Raw genomic sequence first — 22473 nt, 5'->3', positions numbered from 1 at the left:
AATTTTAATCTAACTTGAGCTTAGTCTGTCCGATGTTGAATATCTAGATAAATGACGAAAATAAAAAAGCCACTAAGTTGAGTAACTCAGTGGCTTGGTTTAATCAACGACTGTCGCATTAATTAAACTGAGAAAAATCAGGTTTACGCTTTTGCATAAAGGCTTGAACAGCTTCCATCATTTCAGGAGAACGTACACGTTGCATAAAGATTTCAGCTTCATCATCAACACACTGAATGATTTCAGCTAAGTCTTGTTTCATCAGTGCCTTACTTTGTTTGATCGACGCCAATGGCAATGCAGCTAAATGTTGAGCCGTTTGTTGTGCAGTGGCATAGACATCTTCAACCACATCATTGACTAGATTTGCTTTTACTGCAGTTGCTGCATCAAATTTTTTCGCCGTGAATAATAACTCGGCTGCTTTTTGATAACCTGCCTGTTTCACCAATAAACGACTTGCAGCACCTTCCGGAGACAGGCCAAGGCTGACAAATGGAATTTGGAACAGGGCAGTATTGTCTGCGAAAACGAGGTCAGCATGTAATAGCAGCGTTACACCAATACCAATTGCTACACCTTTGACCGCAATGATCAATGGCTTAGATAACCGTGCAGCAGCTTTTAACAATACAAATGGAGGTTGATCGCCAGCTTTACCTTCATGTGGCTTTTGGATAAAGCCCATAAAGTCTTTCATGTCATTACCCGCAGTAAAGTCTTGTTCTGCACCACGGAAGATCACCACACGAACGTCTTTATCCGCATCTGCTTCATCCAAAGCTTTTGCGATCCAAAGATAAAGTTCGCCATAGAGTGCATTTTTTGCTTCTGAACGGTTAATGGCTAAGGTGAGTACGCCATCTTCTAAATTTGCTTGCAAATGTTGATGAGGTTGTTGAATACAGCTAAGTGTCATCGTACTATCCTTGCTTTAATCCAGATTGATTTTTAAGTGCCCTCATTATGTCGCATATTTATCTGAATGACACAACTGATGAGTTCACAAAAAGTGAAATTACGCCTATGTACACATTTGACTATCTTGTTTTTATTGGACGTTTTCAGCCTTTTCATTTGGCGCATATGCAAACCATTGAAATTGCATTACAACAAAGTCAGAACGTGATCTTGGCTTTGGGCTCGGCTCAATCTGAACGGAATATCAAAAATCCCTTTTTAGCATCTGAACGTGAGCAAATGATTTTGTCGAACTTTTCTGACGAAGATCAAAAGCGGATTTATTTTGTGCATGTCGTTGATGTCTATAACGATGAAAAATGGGTTAAGCAGGTTAAAGATTTGGTCAATGCGGTCATTCAGCCCAATGCAAAAGTCGGGTTAATTGGTCACTTTAAGGATGAATCTTCGTATTATTTACGTTTATTTCCTGAGTGGCAGATGGTGGAACTGGATAGTTTGAAAGATTCAATTTCAGCAACACCAATGCGTGAAGCTTATTATCGTGGTGAGATTCAAACTAAATTTTTTCCTGAAGGGACAATCCAGTTTCTGAGTGAATTTCAAAAATCATCGATGTATCAACAATTGCAGCAAAAATTTAAGCACAATGACCGCTCCAATATCGATGAGTCTTAATACAAAGGGAAGATTAGGCATCTTCCCAAAAGATAATTCGATTTGAAAATGGATCGGTGATACTCAGCTCCAATGTTTCCCAATCGGTCTTCTCAATGTGAGGTTTGGCAAATTTATAATCTTTTGCATCCAATTCTGCATGAAGCAAACTGAGATTCTCCCAATAAATACGAATCGCACTATGCGGGCTAGCATCACCGAAATGCTCAGTTAAATGAATGATGCAATCCTCTTTGGAAATCTGTAGATAAAGCGGGAAGTTATCCCCAAAAGTATGTTGCCATTCCAATTGGAAGCCCAAATACTCAAGATAAAATGCTTGCGCAAGTGCAATATCAAAAATACGGAAAATCGGGGTAATAGAGCCAGATTGCATGCTTATTCCTTTTTATCGAACACCAAATTGTTGAGTCCAATAACTTTTTTGCTTGGTTGAGGCATCGACTGTACAGGCTAGCGCATAATCTGTAAATTTTGGATGCATTAAATTATGACAATGCACTGGACTGGCAAGCCATGTGGCCATCACATCATTTAAATTTTTTTGTCCACGTGCTACGTTTTCACCGCCGCCTCGCCCTTTAAATGATGTTTGTTTTAGACGGGTTCTAAAATCTTGACCTGTGCTACTCACATGTCCAAGCACACTGGACTGCGCCATATCTTCGGCATGCGCCAAGGCACTTTGATATAAGTGATTGTTCCATCGAAGTGGTGCAACTGCGGGAAAATACTGTCCACCACATTGACGTGGATGTTGCCGAATTTCATTAATTGCATCAAGAAGCACTTGTTGATATGCAGGGTTTTGTAGGTCTTGGCAACGTATTTCGGTCGCTGATTTTTGAATTTGTGCGACTATGGGAGCAGAGTCTTGAGAAGTCGTAGGTGCATTGGAATTGCATGCAGATACAAACATAAGTAAGGGTAATGATAAGAACACATTGAGATAATTCATTTTTGAAGTCTTTAGCTTATTCTTTTAATCTGTTTATCATACGCCAAGCGCGAAGCTGACAGCAATTTGCTTGAATAAAAAAAGCGAGTTTAGAACCCGCTTTTTTGTTATTACATGTGATTAAGCAGTTTGTAGTGCTTTAAGGTCTTCAAGCACTTGCTCAGCGTGTCCAGCAGCTTTGACTTTGCGATAGCTTTTGACCAATTGCTGGTTATGGAAAATAAAAGTTGAGCGTTCGATGCCCATCACTTGTTTGCCATACATATTTTTTTCTTTGATCACATCGAAATGTTTGCATAACACTTCTTCTTTATCACTGATTAAGTCAATCGTGAGTGCTTGTTTTTCAGTGAAGTTCTGATGCGCTTTGACCGAGTCGCGTGATACGCCAATAATTTGACAGTTTAACGCATCAAATTGGTCTTTTAAGCAAGAAAAGCCCACTGCTTGAGTGGTACAACCAGGGGTTGAGTCTTTAGGATAGAAATAGAGTACCAACCATTCACTGCTAGTCTCAGCCAAATTGATTTCACCTTGTGTGGTTGGGAAAGTGTGATCCGGTAATTGAATATTCTCAGACATTGTTTATCCTTCGATAAAGTTAATTTTGTTCAAGCTCAAGGGGTAAAAAAGCATATTCCTCATGATAAACAATATCGCCATGACGTACAGGAATAGCTTTGTTAAAAATTGGTCCATCAATCACGGTAGTGTGGAATTCACCACCTTCACCACATGGGTCAATGCCACGACTTTCTAATTCCTGAATATAGTCTAGGGTTAAAATTTTACCTAGATCCTCGACTTTCATACCGAGTTTAAGATTGACCGTTACAATGACACTTTTAAATCCTAGATTGATAAACTCTTCTACCACTTCTTTATGTGGGCGTAACCACAGCGGCATGCCTAATTTTAGACCCACTTGCTGAGTCACCTGATCATGCCAACAGCCATGTTGAGGCATATCCAAATCACCTGTTACCAGTACTTCAGCACCGTGTTGTTTGGCTTGATTGAGTAGCGCGATAAACTTTGTTTCATAATCAGCCCAACTTGATGACGTCATATACACAGGTAAACCAATTGCATCTGCTTGCGCACGGATAATATCCAGTGGCATTGCATGTGACCGCGAGCGTTGTCCTTGCTCTTCCAGCATCACAATCAGTCCGATCACTGTACCTGTTTGCATGGCATGGTATAAGGCGAGGGAACTGTCTTTACCACCACTAAAAGAGACGATTGACTGCCTTTGATCCGCATTGGTTTTCCACTGGTCTTGCATGCTGTTATTCAACTTATTCATGATAAAAGAGATTTTAACAAACCCTATAAACAAAGCCTGCATAAATGCAGGCTTTGTTCTGAGCAAGACAAGCTTATTTTTTCGGTGCTTGTTGCTGCTGTTGTTGAGCAGCTTTCATTGCTTCTTCAGTTAGTTTTTCAAGCTTAGTTACAAGCGGCGCACCTAGGCAAGCTTGTAAGTCTTTATTTTGCTGTTGTACAAAACCTAAAGAACTTGGGCTTTTCTTCGCGTTGATTGCACTTTGGATTTCCCATTTTTGTGCTTCAGTTACTTTACCTTGTGCATCAATTTGGCAACCACAGAACTTGCTTACTTCTGCCGCTGTTAATTTGCCGCCTTTCGCAGTTTGGTCTTTACATACATTGACCAACGCTGCTTTTACATTGGTACTTTTATACGCAGTTTGTAATGGGTTATCAGCTGCGTGAGTTGCTGTTGCAAATAATGCAGCAGCTGACATCATTGTAGAAAGAATAAGATTTGATTTAGAAAACTTCATATAATGTACCTAATTTTTTACCCTATATCGGTTATTCAGCGTAACGCGTTGGATCCGCAATACCTGCTTCGATAAAACCTTGTTGACGTAAACGACAGCTGTCGCATTTGCCACATGCACGTCCTTGAGCATCTGCCTGATAGCAGGATACCGTTTGACTATAGTCTACGCCATGTTCGATGCCTAAGCGTATAATATTCGCTTTAGATAAATGTAACAAAGGTGTTTCAATTTTAAGGGGTTTTCCTTCAACACCAGCTTTTGTTGCCAAACGGGCAAGATTGGCAAAAGCGTCAATAAATTCAGGGCGACAGTCAGGATATCCTGAATAATCAACAGCATTGATCCCAATCACGATGGCAGATGCGTCAAAAACTTCGGCTGCAGCAAGTGCATAAGATAAGAAAATAGTGTTACGTGCTGGAACATAAGTTACAGGAATGCCTTCTTGTAATTGTTCTGGGACTTCAATGTTATGATCTGTAAGTGCAGAACCGCCCAAATTGCCCAAATCAATATTAATGACACGGTGTTCTACGCCTGCACGTTGTGCAAGTGCCTTGGCTGCATCAAGTTCAGTCGTTGAACGTTGACCATACATAAAGCTTAAGGCGATACATTCATAATTTGCCTGTGCCCAAGCAAGACACGTTGTTGAGTCTAAGCCGCCAGACAATAATACGATGGCACGAGAACGCATATTATTTTCCATGATTCAACCTAAAAATAAATTTGATAAAAGCCGATCTATTTTGCAGAACGGAGATGGTAAGTATTTTAACGACCAGATTCATCATTCCATAACAGCTTATGCAACTGTAATTGGAAACGAACAGGGAGATGGTCTTCTAGAATCCATTGGGCTAAGTCACGTGCCAAAGCAGGCAGGGCAACAGCACCTTTTTCAACTGCAAAAGCAGGCGAGAACCATACTGTACTCACTTTATCTTGCAACTGGAATTGTTCAAGTTGTTGTTTAGACCACTCATAGTCCGCACGATTACAAATCACAAATTTAATCTGATCATGTGGCGTTAAATAGTCAAGATTGCTGTATAGGTTTCGATGATCTTCTTTAGAGGTCGGTGTTTTTAAATCCAGTACTTTAGAAACACGTGGATCAACTTTAGACACATCTAAGGCACCACTGGTTTCTAGAGATACTTCAAAACCGAGGTCACATAGGCGCTGTAATAAAATCAGGCAATTCGGCTGAGCAAGAGGCTCGCCGCCTGTGACGCAAATATAAGGTGTTTTATGTTGGCTTGCAGTTTCGATAATCTGTTCAAGCGATAAGCGCTCACCACCTTCAAAAGAGTAGGTCGTATCGCAATAACTACAACGTAAAGGGCAACCTGTTAAACGAATAAACACGGTCGGTAGACCAAACGTATTCGCTTCGCCTTGCAAAGAGTAAAAAATCTCTGTGATGCGTAAACCTGCCGCAGGATCTGAGACAGGAATTGCAGAAGAACGTAAGGAAGCCATAAACAGTTACCACAAAACAGTTGCTACACAAGCAGCATGTACATAAAAAACAAAATCTCTACGACCATGACTGATCGTAGAGACGGGGAACGACCAAGTTCCGCAATAAATATTATAAATTAGTCTGCACGCAATAAATCGTTTAGGCTCGTTTTTGCACGTGTTTTCGCATCAACTTTTTTCACGATGATTGCAGCGTAAAGGCTGTAAGTACCGCATTTAGATGGAAGGCTACCCGCAACAACCACAGAACCTGCTGGTACGCGGCCATAATGAACTTCACCAGTCTCACGATCGAAGATCTTGGTTGATTGACCAATGAAAACGCCCATTGAGATGACAGAACCTTCTTCAACAATCACACCTTCAACGATTTCAGAACGTGCACCGATGAAACAGTTATCTTCAATAATGGTTGGGTTTGCTTGTAATGGCTCTAAAACACCACCGATACCAACGCCACCAGATAAGTGAACATTTTTACCGATTTGCGCACATGAACCTACAGTAGCCCATGTATCAACCATGGTACCTTCATCTACATAAGCACCGATGTTGACATATGAAGGCATCAAAATCACATTTTTCGCTTGGAAACTACCACGACGAGCTACAGCAGGCGGTACAACACGTACACCCGCAGCTTTGAACTGTTCTTCAGTCCAACCTGCGTATTTAGTATCTACTTTGTCATAGAAACGAAGATCACAAGCTTCAATTGGCTTGTTGTCATTGAGTTTGAATGAAAGTAAAACTGCTTTTTTTAACCATTGGTGAACAACCCACTCACCATCGATTTTTTCCGCTACGCGAAGTGTACCGTTGTCTAAAGCAGTCAATGCTTCTTCTACAGCTTGACGGATTTCTGTTGGGCAGTCCGTTGCGCTATAGTTGGCACGGTCTTCAAATGCTTGCTCAATGATTGTAGAAAGCTGAGACATGATCTTCGTTCTTCCAAAAAAATTTTGAAGATTTTACACTAATTTGTGGCAAGAATCTTTGAAAAAAGTAGTTACAATATATTGTTTTAAATTTGCGCAACAAAACTGTAATAAAAATGGAGTCCATTGTTTTTTATCTATAATTTAGAAATACATAATTCATTCGAATTTGTATCAAAAAATAACAAAAAGTAATCAGTTTCTGTATAAAAAGTTAGCGAGCATTCTTTTATGCTTAGTCCACAAGCAACAATTATATATTTATTTAAATAAAAGCGTTTTGTGAGGAGACTTCAATGAAAGCTTTGCGTGTTATGTTAGCAGCAGGTGCATTAACAGCGATTGCAGGTACTGCATTTGCAGCAGATGAGCAAGTTGTGAAGGAATCAGTTTATGCATTCCCTTCATACTTAGATCCAGTTTCAGTTCGTGCTGAAGTAGGTACGACAGGCTACGGTGGTGCAATTTCATATAAAGTCAATCCATACGTGAGCTTAAGCCTTGGTTATAATGGTGGCGATATTTCTTGGTCAGACAGTTTGAAAGTTGATGGCACGAAATATGATATGGACATGGATAATAAAACAGCATATTTAAATGCTGAAATTTACCCATGGGGTACTAACCAAAATGCATTTGCTCGTGCTCTTTATGTAGCAGCAGGTGTTGGTTATCTTGACAATACCTATGATTTGAAAAAACGTGTTGGTGGCAACAGTTTGGTTCGGGTTAATGGTGAGCGCTTTACAACAACCAATAGTCAGAGTGCACAAATTGATGGTACGATGAATTATGATAATGATATCGCACCATACGTAGGTTTTGGTTTAAATGCCCCTGTGTATAAAAATATCGGTTTATTTGGTGAAGTTGGTGCTTATTATACAGGTAACCCAACCGTTAACTTAAAAACTTCTGGCGATGATCAAATCATCGGTAGTAACGGTAATACTTTAGAAAGCGCTGTTGATAAAGAACAACGTAATATTGAAAACAAAAGTAAATATGAGTGGATGCCAGTTGCAAAAGTGGGTGTGAGCTTCAAGTTCTAATCCATGCATTCAGCATAAAAAAACGAGCTTAATGCTCGTTTTTTTATGCTCTTTAATTAAGTAAAACAAAAGGCTCATATGAGCCTTTTGTTTTTTTGGATAATTTATTCTTCTGGATAAGCCACTTTTTTTAGTGCTTTAATATCCGTCTCTGGTGAGCAGAGCGAGATAAATTCATAACCATAGCCACGGAGCAGGTGTCCTTTACGTACCGCAATCCATGTCGTATTAACACCAAATATATCTGTTTTGATTTGCTGTAAACGATAATCACGCTCTGCATCATAAGCGACATCGTTGACAATTCCGACGCCCATATTCAGTTCAACATAGGTTTTGATGACATCGGCATCGAGGGCTGACATTACAATGTCGGCATGCAATTGTGCATCTTCAAAAGCCTTATCGATTTTAGAACGTCCTGTGAAACCGCCGTGGTAGGTAATCAGAGGATATTCAGCTAACACATCTAGGCTGATTTTATCGAGCTTTGCTAATGGATGATCTTTCGGTGTAATGATACTGTGATGCCATTCATAATAAGGCACGCTGGCCAAATTATCTTCTGTTGTTAATGATTCGGTTGCAATACCAATATCTGCTTCACCTTGGAGTAGCATTTCTGCAATCTCAACAGGGCTAGCCTGTTGTAAAACCAAATGTACTTTTGGAAATAATTTTTTAAATTGATTCACAATCGGTGGCAGTACATAACGTGCTTGAGTATGTGTGGTTGCAATAGTCAATGTGCCTTCATCAACTTTATTAAAATCATCGGCTAGACGTTTAATATTGTCAGCATCGACTAGCATGCGCTCTACAATGCTTAATAATGATTGACCTGGTTCGGTGAGGCCTAATAAGCGTTTACCTTTACGTACAAATAGCTGTACACCTAATTCATCTTCTAAATCTTTAATGTGTTTACTGACACCAGATTGGGAGGTATAAAGTGCCGCAGATGCTTCAGTTAAATTAAAGTTTTGGCGAACAGTTTCTCGAATAATTCTGAGTTGTTGGAAGTTCATAAAAGTTTTTCCTCATAAGAGGATGGGGCGTGTTTTACCCCATCAATATTATTTTAAGCAACTTGCGTTGTTTGATCTGCGAATAAATGAAGTTGAGCTGCACTGATCCAAACGTTTTGATTTGGTTTGAATTGATGTAAGTTCGCTTCTTCTACACTTAATAAAATTTCGATAGTACGTCCACTACGATCTTGTAATTCCGCTACAACTCTACCTGCAATCCACACTTCACGTAAGAATGTTGCCTCAATGGTATTGGCTTGAGGTTGGGTATGAATATGTAATTCATTTGGTCGTGCAAATGCAATGACTTTCCCTTGTGGCGCATCTAATAGTGTTGGTAGCTGAATACGATCATCGCCGATACGGATAATACCGCCAGTATGCTCACCTTCAAAACGATTTGCTTGACCAAGGAAATCAAAAACAAATGGGGTTGCAGGTTTTTCATACACTTCACGTGGTGAACCAATCTGTTCGACATCACCTTTGTTCATCACGATGATCTGGTCAGCCACTTCTAAAGCTTCTTCTTGATCGTGAGTCACAAAAATTGAAGTGATATGCAACTCATCATGTAAGGTACGTAACCAACGGCGTAATTCTTTACGCACTTTAGCATCAAGTGCACCAAATGGTTCATCAAGTAACAAAACTCGTGGTTCAACTGCGAGCGCGCGGGCTAATGCAATACGTTGACGCTGACCACCAGAAAGCTGAGCAGGGTAACGATCTGCCAAGAAGCCGAGCTGTACCAAATCCAATAAGCGCGTTACGCGTTTTTTGATTTCAGCTTCTGAAGGACGTGTTGCACGTGGGCGAACGCGTAAACCAAAGGCAATATTGTCAAAAACAGTCATGTGGCGGAATAGGGCATAATGTTGGAAAACAAAACCAACCTGACGCTCACGAACATGAATGTCTGTTGCATCTTCACCTTCAAGTAAAACCTGACCGCCATCTGCAGATTCTAAGCCTGCAATGATGCGTAATAAGGTTGTTTTTCCGCAGCCTGAAGGACCAAGTAGGGCAACCAATTCACCTTCAGGAAAGTCCAAAGAGATATTTTTCAGCGCATGGAATGCACCAAAGTGTTTTTCAATATTTTTAACTTGAATACTCATGTGTTTATTCCTTAGTGATTGGGCTGATGTTTATTTGCTTGCTCTTGGCGTATTTCTAGCCATGTTTTCAAAATCAATGTGATGATCGCTAAAAATGCCAGTAATGAAGACACAGCAAATGCAGCACTAAAGGTATATTCGTTATAAAGAATCTCGACGTGTAACGGTAAGGTATTGGTTTGACCGCGAATATGACCGGAAACCACGGATACCGCACCGAACTCACCCATTGCACGGGCATTACACAGAATCACGCCGTAAATCAGACCCCATTTGATATTCGGTAAAGTCACTCTCCAGAAGGTTTGCCAGCCTGAAGCACCGAGTACAATCGCAGCTTCTTCTTCCTCAGTCCCTTGTGCTTCCATTAAAGGAATTAACTCACGGGCAACGAATGGAACAGTAATAAAAATGGTGGCTAATACAATCGCAGGTACGGCGTACAAGATTTTGATGTCATGATCCATTAACCAACTGCCCATCCAACCTTGCGTACCAAAAATCAGGACCAACATTAAACCCGCAATAACTGGCGATACCGAGAAAGGCATATCAATAATGGTGGTTAAAATGGCTTTTCCTCGGAACTGGAATTTTGCAACTGCCCATGCTGCTGCAACACCAAACACCACATTAATTGGCACTGCAATCGCGGCAGTGAGTAAGGTCAGTTTGACGGCAGATAAAGTATCTGAATCGGTTAATGCATTGATATAAACAGTCAGACCTTGTTTAAATGCTTCAACAAAAACTAAAATCAGCGGTAGGATTAAGCAGCTTAGGAAAAAGATCAGTGCAACCCCAATCAAGGTATAGCGAACCCAAGTTGGTTCTCGGGTTGCATCTCTGGCTTGTAATTTAACTGCTAAAGCATTGCTATTGGTATTTAAGCTCATTGTGCAACTCTCCCTGTACGACGACTAGCCCATGCTTGCACCAAGTTAATTAAAAATAAGATGCCGAAAGAGAGGATGAGCATAACCACAGCGATGGTGGTTGCACCTGCGTAATCGTATTCCTCTAAGCGAGAAATGATCATCAATGGTGCAATTTCTGTTTTATAAGGTTGGTTGCCTGCAATGAAGATAACAGAGCCATACTCGCCAACGCCACGCGCAAAAGCTAAGGCAAAACCTGTTAGCAAAGCAGGGAATAAAATCGGCAAAATGATTTTAGTAATGGTTTGCCAACGATTCGCTCCAAGTGCTGAAGCAGCCTCTTCTAGTTCAGTTTCAATGTCACTGAGTACAGGTTGTACAGTACGAACCACGAAGGGGAGACCAATGAAGATTAAAGCAAGTGTGATCCCAATCGGGGTATACGCCACTTCAATCCCAAGAGGGGAAAGATATTGTCCAATCCAGCCTGTTGGGGCATATAAAGAGGTTAATGCAATACCTGCAACAGCAGTCGGTAATGCAAAAGGTAAGTCCACCAAAGCATCGACGATTCGTTTGCCAGGGAAGTTGTAACGAACCAAGCACCACGCGAGCAATAAGCCAAAGACTACATTTACCAAAGCGGCAATCAATGCAGCGCTAAAGCTCAGTTGTAAGGACTTTAAAATTCGTTCTGAAGTTAAGATTTCCCATAAGCCATCCCACCCAATCCCTAAAGATTTGATAAATACAGCAGATAAAGGAATAAGCACAATCAAAGACACGTAAGCGAGGGTGAAGCCTAATGAGAGACCAAACCCAGGCAGCACTCGGGAACGCTGCAACATGATATTTCCTCAAAGAGAAATGTTTGCTAAAACAAGCAAATAAATAATGCGAATACTAAAATTACGGAAAGCTGGGGTTAGGCAAATTTCAAATTAAAATTTGCCTGACTCATTCGGGCAACCAACTGCGTCTTTTTTTCAGGCAGCAGATAGTTCAGGATCTCGGGGAAAGGACCAAATCCAGAAGCAACATTGATATGGCCAACTGGACCTAAATTGATTGGTGTTAATTTCCATGCTTGAGCAAGTTGTAGTGCATCGACATAACCCAACCAAGGGTCATTTTCACTAATCAATAACGTGGTCGGCACGTCAATTTTCAGCTGCTGAAAATACTGTTTATAGTCAGTCAAGCTATGACGAGCGAAGCCTGCTTCACCAAAACGTTCTGGATTCGCGGGTGCAACCAAAATCAGATTTTTAACTTTTGCTCTGAGTTCTGGGTGTTCAGCAAGCGCAGCAACACTGGTTAAGCAGCCAAAGCTATGTGCAACGATTTGAACAGGCGCTGGAGCTGCAACAACAGTTTTGACAAATTGAGCAACCCATTCGTTTAACACAGGACGATCCCAATATTTCTGTTGAACGCGAGAGCTAGACACGAGTTGCTGTTGTAACCAAGACTGCCAATGCTGCGCTTCGCTACCGCCTACACCTGGAACAATTACGGTATGAATCATGTCTATTCTCCTTAACCCCTTAGAATCCCTCCCAACCTCCCTTTAAGAAAGGGAGGAGTAACAAGAATTTAGTAACTAAACTAAAATCTGTGTAATTCCCCTCTTTCAAAAGAGGTGAGCTGCGTTTATAGCAGCGCAAGGGAGATTTTTATTTGCCTGTGCTGTTGAGCTTGACGATTTGGTCAAACACACCGCCATTATCAAAGTGAGTTTTTTGTACTTTGGTCCAGCCACCAAATTCTTGATCAATCGTCACTAATTTAAGTGGTTTAAATACATTGCTGTATTTCTTTAACACTGCCGCATTACGTGGACGGTAGAAGTTTCGTGCAGCAATCTCTTGACCTGCTGGTGAATACAAGTAATTCAAATAACCACGAGCGATTTGTAGATTGCCTTTTTTCTCAGCATTCTTTTCAACGACAGCAACTGGCGGTTCTGCAAGAATCGAAAGAGAAGGTGTGACAATTTCGAATTTGCCTGGTTGCTCACGTACCGCAAGATAAGCTTCATTTTCCCAAGCCAGCAATACGTCACCAATACCGCGTTCAGCAAATGTTGTGGTTGCACCACGTGCACCTGAATCAAGTACTTTGGTTTGTTTATAAATTTGACGAACAAATTCTTGAGCTTTAGCGTCGTTACCACCTTTTTGATGTTTCGCCCAAGCCCAAGCACCTAAGTAGTTCCAACGTGCACCACCCGATGTTTTTGGATTTGGTGTAATGATTTCTACACCTGGCTTAACGAGATCACCCCAATCTTTGATTTGTTTTGGGTTGCCTTTACGAACTAGGAATACAATTGTTGAGGTATATGGCGTAGAGTTGTTCGGTAATTTCTTTTGCCAGTCTGCTGGAAGGAGTTTTGCATTTTCTGCAATTTCATCGATATCTGCTGCAAGTGCAAGTGTGACTACATCTGCATTCAAGCCATCAATCACGGCACGGGCTTGTTTACCTGAACCGCCGTGTGATTGTTTAAAGTCGATGTCCTGACCTGTACGTTGTTTCCAGAACGTACCGAATTGTTTATTGAAATCTGTATACAGTTCACGTGTGGGGTCATAAGAAACGTTTAAGAATTCTTGTGCCGCGAATGAAGAAACTGAGAGTAATGCGGCAATTACGCCGACTTTAACTTGAGAAAAACGCATGGAAAACCCCTTAAAATCTAAATCACTGTTTGGAATATGTACGCAGCATAACGCCAGTTTTTTTGCAAAAAAAATAATTAAAATCGAATTTGTTATGAAAAAAATAGAAATAGATAAAACAGATAAGCTTTGCTGAATTATTGATATATAAGTGATTTTTAATTTTAGGTTTTAATTGTTATACTTGTTTAAAATCAATGGTTTGTTGGTTTTTGATGGTGCTGGTTTGTAAAGTGGGAAGGTATCTAGATTATGCAGTGTTATAAAAATGGACAATTAATTGATTCCATCCCTTTATTAGATCGAGCTTTTCATTATGGTGATGGCTGCTTTACGACAGCTCGTATTTTTCACGGAATTTTTGAACTAAAAGAACTACACTTTGCACGTTTAAAATTGGCATGTCAGTCCTTGCAGCTGGATGCAGATTTATCTTATGTAGAAAAGTCACTTGTACAATTACAGCAGCAATATTCAAAGCTCAATGGCACATTAAAAGTTGTGATTAGCCGTGGTGAAGGTGATCGTGGCTATAGTCTTCCTTTACATGCGGCTGATGTATATGTCTGGTATTACCCAAGAGTGACACAGGCTTTTCAGCCTGAGTGGATTGAAAGTGGCATGTTAAATCATGCTTTGGGTTTGAATATGCCTCATTTGGTGGGTTTAAAAACGCTGAACAGATTAGAACAGGTCTTACTCAAGCAAGAAGCTGATCAGCGTGGTTGGTTAGAAGCCCTCGTCAGTGATGTACAAGGTTATATTGTTGAAGGGGTGAGCAGTAATTGTTTTATTCGTATAAATGATCGATGGATTACGCCTGAACTTCGTTATAATGGCGTCCACGGTGTGATGAGAGCCAAAATCTTGTCGAGAATGCAGCAATATCAGATTGAATGTGAGCAGCGCTGTATCGATATGAATGAGATTGGCCATATCCAAAGTTTATTTTTTTGCAATGCGTTACATCCAATGAAAGCGGTTGTTCGATTTAATGATCGAGCCTTAGCGCAGCAACCCTATCTTGATTTATTTGAAACTTTAAAACTTAGCCAGATTGATTAATATGCCAAAGCCGCCAAATTCCAGCAAAAGTAAGAAAAAGCCCAAAGCGAAACCGAAATCTAGATTTTCTTTTTTTAAAGCCTTTTTGATCGCCATTGTTATTTTTGTATTGGCGATCTTTGGCATTGTATGGTCTAGTTTATTTAAAAATTACCCTGTAGACAGTAAAAAACAGCTTTTGGTGATTTCTTCTGGTGATACCTATTCACGCTTTATTGATCGTTTAGCCAAAGAAAATAAGGTGAATTTTCCAATAGTTTTAAAGCTGTATCAGAAGTTTATGATTCATGACACCATGAAAGCGGGTGTTTATGAAATTACAGAAGGCATGAGTATTCGTCAGGTGATGGATATGTTGTCTGATGCAGATAATGCACAGATGAACCGTATTCTAGTGATTGAAGGAACAACTTTTTCACAGTTGATTCAGAGTCTAAGAAAAGACCCAAATGTCACCAATACTTTGCTTGATCTTCCACACAGTGAATTATTAAAGCAATTAAATATCTCATATACGCATCCAGAAGGCCTATTTGCGCCTGATACTTATTTCTTTGCCAAAGGTGAGACCGATAAAAAAATCTTAACTGATTTGTATCGCCGTCAAATGAAATCGTTGGATGAGGCTTGGGCCAAGAAAGCACCAAACTTACCCTATAAAGATAAGTATGAAGCGTTGATCATGGCTTCAATTATCGAGAAAGAAACCAGTTTAGACAGTGAGTTGGAACAGGTTTCAGGTGTATTTGTCCGTCGTTTGAAAATGGGTATGCGCTTACAAACAGATCCAACTGTGATTTATGGTATGGGCGATAACTATAAAGGCAATATCACCCGTAATGACCTGCGCACGCCAACGGCCTATAACACCTATACCATCAATGGTTTACCGCCAACACCAATTGCTTTGCCAAGTAAAAAAGCGATTGAAGCAGCGATGCATCCTGATGATGCCAAAAATATTTACTTCGTTGCTACGGGCAATGGCGGGCATAAATTTACAGCGTCTTTAGAAGACCATAATCGTGCAGTGCAAGAATATTTAACTGTGCTACGTTCAAAGAAAAAGCAGGGCGAATAATGTTTATTAGTTTTGAAGGTACAGAAGGTGTTGGTAAGACTACGCTGATTCGTAAAATTCATCAGTACTTTGAACAGCAAGGTAAAGAAGTGGTGTTGACCCGTGAACCGGGTGGAACACCATTGGCTGAGCAGATTCGTTCATTATTATTGGCTGTGAATCATGAAGAGCAAATGAGTCATGATACTGAGCTGTTGTTGATTTATGCAGCACGTGCACAGCATTTACAGCAAGTGATTTTACCCGCTTTAGAAGCAGGTAAAATTGTGCTGAGTGATCGTTTTACTGATGCTAGCTTTGCTTATCAGTGTTCTGGACGTGGTTTAAGTCAGGAAAAGTTGCAACTGTTAAATCAAACCTTTGTGGCGAAAATGCCGAATATCACCTTTTGGCTGGATGCCCCAATTGAATTGGGCATGACTCGTGCGCGAGAGCGTGGGGCATTGGACCGTTTTGAGCAAGAGAAATTAAGTTTCTTTGCTAAGGTGCGTGCAGGTTATGAGACCTTGTGGCAAGCAGAACCTGAACGGATGAAGCGTTTAGATGCGACACAGAATGCGGATGTAGTGTTTGAAGAGGCGCTGCAATATTTGAAATAAAAGCAGCTATATACTCAATCTGCATCATCTAAAAAGTTTGTGTGATGCTTTGGTTTTATTCCTTATGCCTTACTTTTCAGGGATGAAAAGTAACAAAAATCCTTTGTTGAGCTGACGGTACATCCTTGATACCGCAGCTCAACGGGCGACATCCCTGTCGCCTACCGCGATAGTAAATATTAACTAAGAGTCTTCTTTGAAAGTATCACTCATTCACCAACGGCTGTTCCACTTTAAAATTCGGTGGTGTTAACACTGTCTTGCGAATTTCATTTGAGAGTTCTGGATAATCCAGTGTGTAATGTAAACCACGTGATTCCTTACGCTCCATCGCACAGCGTACAATCATTTCCGAAACCAGAACTAGGTTACGCAATTCAATCAAGTTTTTGCTGACACGATAATCCTGATAATACTCAGTGATTTCACGCTTCAGCATTTCAATGCGGTGTAAGGCACGTTGTAAACGTTTGGTGGTACGAACAATACCGACATAGTTCCACATGGTGGAACGAAGCTCATCCCAGTTTTGCAGGATCACCACATCTTCATCGGCATCGGTGACTTGCGTTTCATCCCACGAAGGAACGTCTGGTAGTTTAAAGTCTGCATCAAACTTCTGTTCAATATCTTCTGCTGCGCTCATGCCATAAACGAAACATTCAAGCAATGAGTTACTTGCCATACGGTTGGCACCGTGTAAACCTGTATATGAGGTTTCACCAATGGCATATAAACCGTCTAAATCGGTTTGGCTATGTTCATCCACCACCACACCGCCACAGGTGTAATGCGCTGCTGGTACCACAGGGATCATATCTTTGGTGATATCAATACCGAGTTCAAGCAAACGCGCATATAGTGTCGGGAAGTGTTCAGTAATAAATTCGGGTGATTTATGGGTGATGTCTAACCAAACATGACGAATACCTAAACGCTTGATTTCATGGTCGATGGTACGTGCCACAATATCACGTGGCGCAAGTTCAGCACGTTCATCAAAACGCAGCATAAAACGTTCGCCGTCTGGTAGGCGCAAATAAGCACCTTCGCCACGCATCGCTTCGGTAATTAAGAAAGAACGCGCTTTCGGATGATATAAACAGGTCGGATGGAATTGGTTAAATTCCATATTGGCTACGCGACAACCTGCACGATAGGCCATGGCAATTCCATCGCCAGTCGCAATATCAGGATTAGATGTGTAGAGATAGGCTTTCATTGCACCGCCACAAGCAAGTGCAGTAAATGGAGCCAAGAAAGTATGAACCTGTTCGCTGGCTTCATCTAAAGCATAGAGGCCGATCGCACGATTGACTTGGTTTTGATGCCCAAGCTTGTGTAGGGTGATCAGATCAATCGCAATATAATTTTCAAAAATCGTAATATTTTTTCGTTCTTTAGCACGTTCAACCAATGTCGTTGAAATAGCTTTGCCGGTTGCATCGGCAGAGTGAATGATGCGACGTTGAGAATGACCGCCTTCACGGGTGAGATGAAGTTGTTCATCATCATCTAACGTAAATTGCACGCCTTGCTTGAGCAGGAAATCAACTGATGGTTTACCACCTTCGACAGTATGTTTGACAGCATCCAACTCACAAAGATGACCGCCTGCAATCATAGTGTCATTAATGTGTTGTTGAATAGAATCAGTTTCGTCTAATACTGCAGCAACACCGCCTTGCGCATAGAAGGTACTGGCTTCTGTCAGAGCTGCCTTGGCTAAAATTGCAATGTTGTAATGACTAGGTAAAGAGAGTGCAAGGCTTAAACCTGCACCGCCACTGCCCACAATAATCACATCAAAATGGTGAATTGTTTTTAAATCAGGCATGTCGTCGATCTGCTTCAGTTTTAAACGTTCGTTAATGACACCGCTTTTTTATCAAAAAGGCAAGGGCCAATCTGCCTAGAATTGAGTGAATTTTTAGCGAATGCGACTTATTTGCCGATTATTTTTTGCCTCATCTGTATGAATGAGAAAATGATTACGTTTCAGTACATTGTTTTAATCTATCGTTAAGCTGTTCAGGATAAAACCATTTCTATAGGGTAGATTATGGCGTATTTCTCCACAGTTTATTCACATTTCATCATTCTAGATCGTTGTATGCATTGAAAATATAAACATATTTTTACGAAAAGAATGATAGGGGTGTGCTAGAAATATAGACCTAAATTTCATTTTAATTATCAGTATGTAGGTTCTTGCTTCATGAAAAGTCGCTATTTACAACAAGGAATGTATGCTGCGGTATTTACGATAGCAGCGTCTCAAGTCAATGCTGCTGCGCCAGTAGATTTTTCAAACCTCGTTGAGCAGGTCAGTCCTGCTGTTGTGAGTGTCAATGTTGTAAAGAAAATGACTCAGGAAGAGTTATTGCAACAACAAGTCCCTGAAATTTTAAGACGTTTTTTTGGTAATCAAGTGATTATCCCGCAACAACAGGGCCCGCAAGAAAAAACTGCATTCGGAAGTGCATTCTTTATCGGGAAAGATGGTTATTTGCTTACCAACCGACATGTGATTGCAGATGCGTCACGTATCAGTATCACGCTGAATGACCGTCGTGAGCTTGATGCGACGCTTGTGGGGAGTGATGAACGTACCGATATCGCCTTGCTGAAAGTGAATGGCAGTAATTTCCCTGAGTTGAAAGTAGGTGATGTGAATCAACTTCGAGTAGGTGAGCCTGTACTTGCAATTGGTTCACCATTTGGTTTTGATTACTCGGCTTCGGCAGGGATCGTCAGTGCAAAATCACGAAATATGAGTGGGGAAACTTCGGTTCCATTTATTCAAACTGATGCGGCTTTAAACCCAGGTAACTCGGGTGGTCCATTGTTTAACCAACGTGGTGAAGTGGTGGGTGTTAACTCACGTATCTTCAGTGGTACGGGTGGTTATATGGGCTTATCATTCTCGATTCCAATTGATGTGGCGATGGATGTCGTACAACAATTGAAGACAACAGGTAAAGTTACCCGTTCTTATCTTGGTATTATGATGCAAGATATTGATCGTAACTTGGCGGAAGCCTATAAGTTGCCGAAACCTGAAGGTTCGTTGATTACTCAAGTAGCGCCAAAGTCTCCAGCTGAAAAAGCAGGTTTAAAATCAGGGGATGTGATTTTAAAAGCGAATGGTGCGCCAATTTCACGTACCAGCGACTTATTGTATTCACTAAACCGTATTGCGCCGAACCAAACGGTTCAACTAGAAATTCTTCGTGATGATAAGACACGTACGATTTCTGCAATTCTGGGTACTGCACCGGATGATACTGCTGCTGATGCTGAGAAAAATAATCCAACCAGTGGGTTAGGCATGAGTATCCGTGATTTAAGCGCAGCTGAACAAGCACGTTTAGAAGTTCGTGGTGGTATCTTGATTCAAGATGTGAAGCGTGGTGGTACTGCGTCTTTATCAAATCTGATTGCGGGTGATGTGATTGTACAAGTGAATGGCACACCGATTACCAATAGCCAGCAGTTTGCAAAAACTGTTTCTGCTTTGCCAAAAAATAGCGTTGCGCGTGTGACGATTATTCGTCAAGGTCAACGTGCAATCCTTGGGTTACGCCTACCTTAAGTTTTAATTGACATGCTGTAGAAGACTAAATAAAACCACTCTAAAATAGGGTGGTTTTTGTTTTGTAATGCCATTGTGTTTAGATTAGTGTAGCTAGCTGAACTTTGATGAATGAAATACCTGAGATTATGAGTACGATTTTTGATTTGAAAATACAAGTTCAGCCTGAGCATATTGATGTACTGGGGCATGTCAATAACGTCATATATGTCCAGTGGATGCAAGATGTTGCGGCAGCTCATATTGAAACTTTGGGTTTGGGGCTGGCTCAATACTTAGAACTGAAACATGCAATGGTGGCAGTTGAACATCATGTTCAATATCGTAAAGCTGCGCTTGAAGGTGAAGAGGTCATTTTGCGGACATGGTTGGATGATATTAATGCGCTTTACTCATTTCGCCAGTATGCTTTTTATCGACCTAAAGATCAGAGCATACTCTTTGTCGGCAATACCAAATGGGCCTGTATCGAAATTGAAACAGGAAGGCCGAAACGGATGTCACCAAGTTTTACGCAAGCTTATCAGCCGATTGCTGCTGATTTAAACCCAATGGATTTCTCCATTTCATATGAAGCAGTTTAATTGGTTTAAATATAGATAAATTGTTCAGTTGATCCTATTAAAGCTTTTATTATTTTGAATACTTTGAAAGCCTGTTCTGTTATAATCGCGAGCAATTTTATTAAACCATTTGGCCCACTACTTTTTTAAAGTACAGGGCGTTCTATTTTGTTAAGGTAACCCATGGCGCAAGCTAAAAAATCCTTAGATATCAAAAATATACGTAATTTCTTGATTATTGCTCATATAGCTAATGGGATTGATTCAATTGGTATTGATTTTTACGTAACTCTAAAACTTGCTCATCAAGCAATGCGAGCTTATTAGTAATTTTTTTATTCAATACCTCGTTTTCTTCTTTCAGCTTTTTATTTTCATCTTGAATCGTAGTTAAACTATCATTCAATTTTTTATATGAGCTTTGATCACTATGGTTAAATAAAAAATACATTAATAAACCAGAGAGGAGTACGCAACATACGGTTGTAATGAATTCAATTGTTTTATGGATTTTTGTATTAATATTTTTATTAAGAAAAAGAAAAAAAAGAGATATAAAACCAACAATACAGAGCCAAAATGAAAGCATAAAAATAAGTGATTGAGTTACATTTTCAGCTTTTGTAAAAATATTGACATTTACAGAAACAAATGTAAAAAAAGCAGCAAATAATGCAATAGTACCTAAAACAGAATTCCGCGTTTCTTTAAGCTCACTATTGGTATCAGATTTATGTTTATCAATATCTGTAGTTGCATCACTTAATTTTTTTTCAATAGCATCAAGAGCTATTTTCTGCTTGTTAAGTAAATTCTGTTCAATTCTCTCAGTTTTATTTTTTAATATTTCATCTATACCATCAATTTTTGAGAAAGTTTTTTTATTGTAATTTGTTGAAAGATCAGAATTCTTTAAATTGTCAATAATAGTATTGATGGTTGAGTTATTTCTTTCATGTATGGTTGAAAAAGCGTGTTGGAAATCAATTGGCTTTACTTCTTTATTATAAGTAATAGAAGAATTAGAAGTCTTAATTTTTGAAGCTATTCTATCAATTAAATCTTTATTGTATGCAGTTTTAGTATCAATGGTTGAATTCGTGACAGAATTATTATGGGTCGTAGAATTTTTTGAAACACTAGATGAGATTGAAGAATTATTTTTAGGATAAATAACTTCATTCTCATCTGTGTTTTTAACTTTATTACTTTTATTTTCAGACATTTTTATTCACTAATTAAATTAAAGTAATTATTTAGTCTGTCGTGAGGGATGTTATCCATAAATGATTCTAAGAATTCCTTATTTAAAACAGAATTATTTTCTGGAATAGTGTTGAAATCTTGAGTGAGTAATAAAATATTATCTTCTGTTGCTGTTTTAAAGTTTCTTTGTTGAGCTACTTCAATTTGGTAGTTTTCATTGCACATGGTTCCATTAAAATCAGTCTTAAAAACAAATCTTATGTTAGGTTCTTGTAAGTCAGGATCATTAATTTTTAGAAATTTTTCTCTGATTATTAATCCTGGATTTTCAGTTTTAGTGAAATATCTTGTCACATAACCAATTCTATTAATTTCAATTTTTTCTTGTGCGAATAATTCAATAATTTCTAATAAAATACTTTTGAATGTGGTGACGGAGCTATTTAGCTTATTTTTTACAATTACGTCACATCTAGCACCAGAAATAGTTAGATCAAAAATTTGATCTACTGATGTAATTTGGCATCTAGGAAAATCAGCAGGAATTTCAGCAGGGACAGGATAGATAAAAGTGTTTAAATCTAAATCATTGTCTATAAAAATTTGTTTTTTTCTCAAATTAACAGAAAACTCATCGAATCTTAGGTTAATTGGTGGATTTGCAAAAAAGAAAGCAAATTGCAGATCAAGAATTGGCATTTTTTGTTCCGTAGTCATTTGACTGTTTTAAACAAAGAGAGTGTACGTAAATGTTTAAACACTTTAACTAAATTAAGGTGTGAATTTCAATCCCTAATTGAACTA

25 protein-coding genes and 1 pseudogene are annotated in these 22473 nt (G+C 39.6%); 8 read left to right on the top strand and 18 right to left on the bottom strand.

From position 1 onward, the window contains the following. Positions 1-118: 118 nt before the first annotated feature. Positions 119-919, bottom strand: a complete 801-nt coding sequence (locus FPL17_RS08155) for an enoyl-CoA hydratase-related protein (RefSeq protein ID WP_005322055.1) — start codon at positions 917-919, stop codon at positions 119-121. 107 nt (positions 920-1026) lie between these two features. Between FPL17_RS08155 and FPL17_RS08150 the strand changes: the two genes are divergently transcribed. Next, positions 1027-1599, top strand: a complete 573-nt coding sequence (locus FPL17_RS08150) for a nicotinate-nicotinamide nucleotide adenylyltransferase (RefSeq protein ID WP_167515403.1) — start codon at positions 1027-1029, stop codon at positions 1597-1599. Between the two features lie 13 nt (positions 1600-1612). On the opposite strand, the gene FPL17_RS08145 is transcribed toward FPL17_RS08150, so the two are convergent. The 8 genes from FPL17_RS08145 to dapD form a co-directional block, all read right to left on the bottom strand. Then, complete coding sequence (locus FPL17_RS08145; protein ID WP_159884401.1) at positions 1613-1975, bottom strand: glyoxalase superfamily protein; 363 nt, start codon at positions 1973-1975, stop codon at positions 1613-1615. A gap of 12 nt (positions 1976-1987) precedes the next feature. Further along, on the bottom strand, positions 1988-2557 hold the full coding sequence (locus tag FPL17_RS08140) for a CAP domain-containing protein (RefSeq protein ID WP_159884399.1): 570 nt from the start codon (positions 2555-2557) through the stop codon (positions 1988-1990). 120 nt (positions 2558-2677) lie between these two features. Further along, a complete protein-coding gene (locus FPL17_RS08135; RefSeq protein ID WP_159884397.1) occupies positions 2678-3139 on the bottom strand; it encodes a peroxiredoxin in 462 nt (153 codons plus the stop codon). A gap of 19 nt (positions 3140-3158) precedes the next feature. Next, complete coding sequence (locus FPL17_RS08130) at positions 3159-3845, bottom strand: Dph6-related ATP pyrophosphatase (RefSeq protein WP_159884395.1); 687 nt, start codon at positions 3843-3845, stop codon at positions 3159-3161. A gap of 94 nt (positions 3846-3939) precedes the next feature. Further along, positions 3940-4365 carry a hypothetical protein gene (locus FPL17_RS08125; protein ID WP_005151830.1) on the bottom strand — a complete coding sequence of 142 codons (426 nt, stop codon included), beginning with the start codon at positions 4363-4365 and terminating at the stop codon, positions 3940-3942. 31 nt (positions 4366-4396) lie between these two features. Then, on the bottom strand, positions 4397-5065 hold the full coding sequence (queC, locus tag FPL17_RS08120; protein WP_216070856.1) for a 7-cyano-7-deazaguanine synthase QueC: 669 nt from the start codon (positions 5063-5065) through the stop codon (positions 4397-4399). A gap of 77 nt (positions 5066-5142) precedes the next feature. Beyond that, positions 5143-5853: a 7-carboxy-7-deazaguanine synthase QueE gene (queE, locus tag FPL17_RS08115; RefSeq protein WP_005204859.1), complete on the bottom strand. Its 711-nt coding sequence runs from the start codon at positions 5851-5853 to the stop codon at positions 5143-5145. A gap of 119 nt (positions 5854-5972) precedes the next feature. Beyond that, the gene (gene dapD / locus FPL17_RS08110) at positions 5973-6794 is read right to left on the bottom strand and encodes a 2,3,4,5-tetrahydropyridine-2,6-dicarboxylate N-succinyltransferase (RefSeq protein ID WP_004805724.1); all 822 of its coding nucleotides are present in this window, start codon (positions 6792-6794) and stop codon (positions 5973-5975) included. A gap of 296 nt (positions 6795-7090) precedes the next feature. Between dapD and carO the strand changes: the two genes are divergently transcribed. Continuing rightward, on the top strand, positions 7091-7846 hold the full coding sequence (carO, locus tag FPL17_RS08105; RefSeq protein WP_159884391.1) for an ornithine uptake porin CarO type 5: 756 nt from the start codon (positions 7091-7093) through the stop codon (positions 7844-7846). 104 nt (positions 7847-7950) lie between these two features. Here carO and FPL17_RS08100 read toward each other — a convergent pair whose 3' ends face one another. The 6 genes from FPL17_RS08100 to FPL17_RS08075 form a co-directional block, all read right to left on the bottom strand. Next, on the bottom strand, positions 7951-8874 hold the full coding sequence (locus tag FPL17_RS08100) for a CysB family HTH-type transcriptional regulator (protein WP_005189937.1): 924 nt from the start codon (positions 8872-8874) through the stop codon (positions 7951-7953). 53 nt (positions 8875-8927) lie between these two features. Beyond that, positions 8928-9998: a sulfate/molybdate ABC transporter ATP-binding protein gene (locus tag FPL17_RS08095; RefSeq protein ID WP_159884389.1), complete on the bottom strand. Its 1071-nt coding sequence runs from the start codon at positions 9996-9998 to the stop codon at positions 8928-8930. Between the two features lie 11 nt (positions 9999-10009). Continuing rightward, the gene (gene cysW, locus FPL17_RS08090; protein WP_005211524.1) at positions 10010-10894 is read right to left on the bottom strand and encodes a sulfate ABC transporter permease subunit CysW; all 885 of its coding nucleotides are present in this window, start codon (positions 10892-10894) and stop codon (positions 10010-10012) included. Beyond that, positions 10891-11724: a sulfate ABC transporter permease subunit CysT gene (gene cysT / locus FPL17_RS08085; protein ID WP_159884386.1), complete on the bottom strand. Its 834-nt coding sequence runs from the start codon at positions 11722-11724 to the stop codon at positions 10891-10893. The genes cysW and cysT overlap by 4 nt, the downstream gene beginning before the upstream one ends. A 77-nt stretch (positions 11725-11801) precedes the next feature. Next, entirely contained in the window at positions 11802-12404 is a 603-nt protein-coding gene (locus tag FPL17_RS08080) for an RBBP9/YdeN family alpha/beta hydrolase (protein ID WP_159884384.1), read from the bottom strand. A 148-nt stretch (positions 12405-12552) separates the two neighbouring features. Next, entirely contained in the window at positions 12553-13560 is a 1008-nt protein-coding gene (locus FPL17_RS08075; protein ID WP_159884382.1) for a sulfate ABC transporter substrate-binding protein, read from the bottom strand. A 252-nt stretch (positions 13561-13812) separates the two neighbouring features. On the opposite strand from FPL17_RS08075, the gene pabC reads away from it, so the two are divergent. From pabC to tmk, 3 genes are read left to right on the top strand one after another with little or no spacing between them, the layout of a single operon-like run. Further along, positions 13813-14625: an aminodeoxychorismate lyase gene (pabC, locus tag FPL17_RS08070; protein ID WP_005189920.1), complete on the top strand. Its 813-nt coding sequence runs from the start codon at positions 13813-13815 to the stop codon at positions 14623-14625. Position 14626: 1 nt separating this feature from the next. Continuing rightward, the gene (gene mltG / locus FPL17_RS08065) at positions 14627-15706 is read left to right on the top strand and encodes an endolytic transglycosylase MltG (RefSeq protein ID WP_005322091.1); all 1080 of its coding nucleotides are present in this window, start codon (positions 14627-14629) and stop codon (positions 15704-15706) included. Then, positions 15706-16305, top strand: coding sequence for a dTMP kinase (tmk, locus tag FPL17_RS08060; RefSeq protein ID WP_033133637.1), 600 nt, complete (start codon positions 15706-15708; stop codon positions 16303-16305). Before mltG ends, tmk begins: the two co-directional genes overlap by 1 nt. A gap of 205 nt (positions 16306-16510) precedes the next feature. Here tmk and nadB read toward each other — a convergent pair whose 3' ends face one another. Then, positions 16511-18142: an L-aspartate oxidase gene (nadB, locus tag FPL17_RS08055; RefSeq protein WP_159884380.1), complete on the bottom strand. Its 1632-nt coding sequence runs from the start codon at positions 18140-18142 to the stop codon at positions 16511-16513. A 381-nt stretch (positions 18143-18523) separates the two neighbouring features. Between nadB and FPL17_RS08050 the strand changes: the two genes are divergently transcribed. The 3 genes and pseudogenes from FPL17_RS08050 to FPL17_RS19100 all read left to right on the top strand — a co-directional run. Further along, a complete protein-coding gene (locus tag FPL17_RS08050) occupies positions 18524-19900 on the top strand; it encodes a Do family serine endopeptidase (RefSeq protein ID WP_159884378.1) in 1377 nt (458 codons plus the stop codon). A 128-nt stretch (positions 19901-20028) separates the two neighbouring features. Further along, positions 20029-20484, top strand: a complete 456-nt coding sequence (locus FPL17_RS08045) for an acyl-CoA thioesterase (RefSeq protein ID WP_032862807.1) — start codon at positions 20029-20031, stop codon at positions 20482-20484. Between the two features lie 162 nt (positions 20485-20646). After that, positions 20647-20745 (top strand): annotated as a pseudogene (locus FPL17_RS19100) (hypothetical protein); the annotation flags it as partial. Here the strand turns inward: FPL17_RS19100 and FPL17_RS08040 are convergent. Together FPL17_RS08040 and FPL17_RS08035 are read right to left on the bottom strand one after the other, a co-directional pair. Continuing rightward, entirely contained in the window at positions 20714-21688 is a 975-nt protein-coding gene (locus tag FPL17_RS08040) for a hypothetical protein (protein WP_159884376.1), read from the bottom strand. The pseudogene FPL17_RS19100 and the gene FPL17_RS08040 overlap by 32 nt on opposite strands. Before the next feature lie 2 nt (positions 21689-21690). Continuing rightward, positions 21691-22368, bottom strand: a complete 678-nt coding sequence (locus tag FPL17_RS08035; RefSeq protein WP_159884375.1) for a hypothetical protein — start codon at positions 22366-22368, stop codon at positions 21691-21693. Positions 22369-22473 lie beyond the last annotated feature (105 nt).

This window comes from Acinetobacter dispersus, from assembly GCF_009884975.1.
Taxonomy (GTDB): Bacteria; Pseudomonadota; Gammaproteobacteria; order Pseudomonadales; family Moraxellaceae; genus Acinetobacter; species Acinetobacter dispersus.
This window is presented reverse-complemented; position numbering and strand designations above follow the sequence as displayed.

What these genes read in the sequence shown, in the direction of transcription:
- FPL17_RS08100 (WP_005189937.1), bottom strand. Translation starts at nt 8,874, where the DNA reads ATGAACTTCCAACAACTCAGAATTATTCGAGAAACTGTTCGCCAAAAC.
- FPL17_RS08040 (WP_159884376.1), bottom strand. Translation starts at nt 21,688, where the DNA reads ATGTCTGAAAATAAAAGTAATAAAGTTAAAAACACAGATGAGAATGAA.
- FPL17_RS08155 (WP_005322055.1), bottom strand. Translation starts at nt 919, where the DNA reads ATGACACTTAGCTGTATTCAACAACCTCATCAACATTTGCAAGCAAAT.
- tmk (WP_033133637.1), top strand. Translation starts at nt 15,706, where the DNA reads ATGTTTATTAGTTTTGAAGGTACAGAAGGTGTTGGTAAGACTACGCTG.
- pabC (WP_005189920.1), top strand. Translation starts at nt 13,813, where the DNA reads ATGCAGTGTTATAAAAATGGACAATTAATTGATTCCATCCCTTTATTA.
- FPL17_RS08125 (WP_005151830.1), bottom strand. Translation starts at nt 4,365, where the DNA reads ATGAAGTTTTCTAAATCAAATCTTATTCTTTCTACAATGATGTCAGCT.
- queC (WP_216070856.1), bottom strand. Translation starts at nt 5,065, where the DNA reads ATGCGTTCTCGTGCCATCGTATTATTGTCTGGCGGCTTAGACTCAACA.
- FPL17_RS08150 (WP_167515403.1), top strand. Translation starts at nt 1,027, where the DNA reads ATGTACACATTTGACTATCTTGTTTTTATTGGACGTTTTCAGCCTTTT.
- FPL17_RS08145 (WP_159884401.1), bottom strand. Translation starts at nt 1,975, where the DNA reads ATGCAATCTGGCTCTATTACCCCGATTTTCCGTATTTTTGATATTGCA.
- FPL17_RS08075 (WP_159884382.1), bottom strand. Translation starts at nt 13,560, where the DNA reads ATGCGTTTTTCTCAAGTTAAAGTCGGCGTAATTGCCGCATTACTCTCA.
- FPL17_RS08095 (WP_159884389.1), bottom strand. Translation starts at nt 9,998, where the DNA reads ATGAGTATTCAAGTTAAAAATATTGAAAAACACTTTGGTGCATTCCAT.
- dapD (WP_004805724.1), bottom strand. Translation starts at nt 6,794, where the DNA reads ATGTCTCAGCTTTCTACAATCATTGAGCAAGCATTTGAAGACCGTGCC.
- cysW (WP_005211524.1), bottom strand. Translation starts at nt 10,894, where the DNA reads ATGAGCTTAAATACCAATAGCAATGCTTTAGCAGTTAAATTACAAGCC.
- FPL17_RS08130 (WP_159884395.1), bottom strand. Translation starts at nt 3,845, where the DNA reads ATGCAAGACCAGTGGAAAACCAATGCGGATCAAAGGCAGTCAATCGTC.
- FPL17_RS08050 (WP_159884378.1), top strand. Translation starts at nt 18,524, where the DNA reads ATGAAAAGTCGCTATTTACAACAAGGAATGTATGCTGCGGTATTTACG.
- mltG (WP_005322091.1), top strand. Translation starts at nt 14,627, where the DNA reads ATGCCAAAGCCGCCAAATTCCAGCAAAAGTAAGAAAAAGCCCAAAGCG.
- FPL17_RS08080 (WP_159884384.1), bottom strand. Translation starts at nt 12,404, where the DNA reads ATGATTCATACCGTAATTGTTCCAGGTGTAGGCGGTAGCGAAGCGCAG.
- FPL17_RS08135 (WP_159884397.1), bottom strand. Translation starts at nt 3,139, where the DNA reads ATGTCTGAGAATATTCAATTACCGGATCACACTTTCCCAACCACACAA.
- nadB (WP_159884380.1), bottom strand. Translation starts at nt 18,142, where the DNA reads ATGCCTGATTTAAAAACAATTCACCATTTTGATGTGATTATTGTGGGC.
- carO (WP_159884391.1), top strand. Translation starts at nt 7,091, where the DNA reads ATGAAAGCTTTGCGTGTTATGTTAGCAGCAGGTGCATTAACAGCGATT.
- FPL17_RS08035 (WP_159884375.1), bottom strand. Translation starts at nt 22,368, where the DNA reads ATGCCAATTCTTGATCTGCAATTTGCTTTCTTTTTTGCAAATCCACCA.
- FPL17_RS08140 (WP_159884399.1), bottom strand. Translation starts at nt 2,557, where the DNA reads ATGAATTATCTCAATGTGTTCTTATCATTACCCTTACTTATGTTTGTA.
- FPL17_RS08045 (WP_032862807.1), top strand. Translation starts at nt 20,029, where the DNA reads ATGAGTACGATTTTTGATTTGAAAATACAAGTTCAGCCTGAGCATATT.
- queE (WP_005204859.1), bottom strand. Translation starts at nt 5,853, where the DNA reads ATGGCTTCCTTACGTTCTTCTGCAATTCCTGTCTCAGATCCTGCGGCA.
- cysT (WP_159884386.1), bottom strand. Translation starts at nt 11,724, where the DNA reads ATGTTGCAGCGTTCCCGAGTGCTGCCTGGGTTTGGTCTCTCATTAGGC.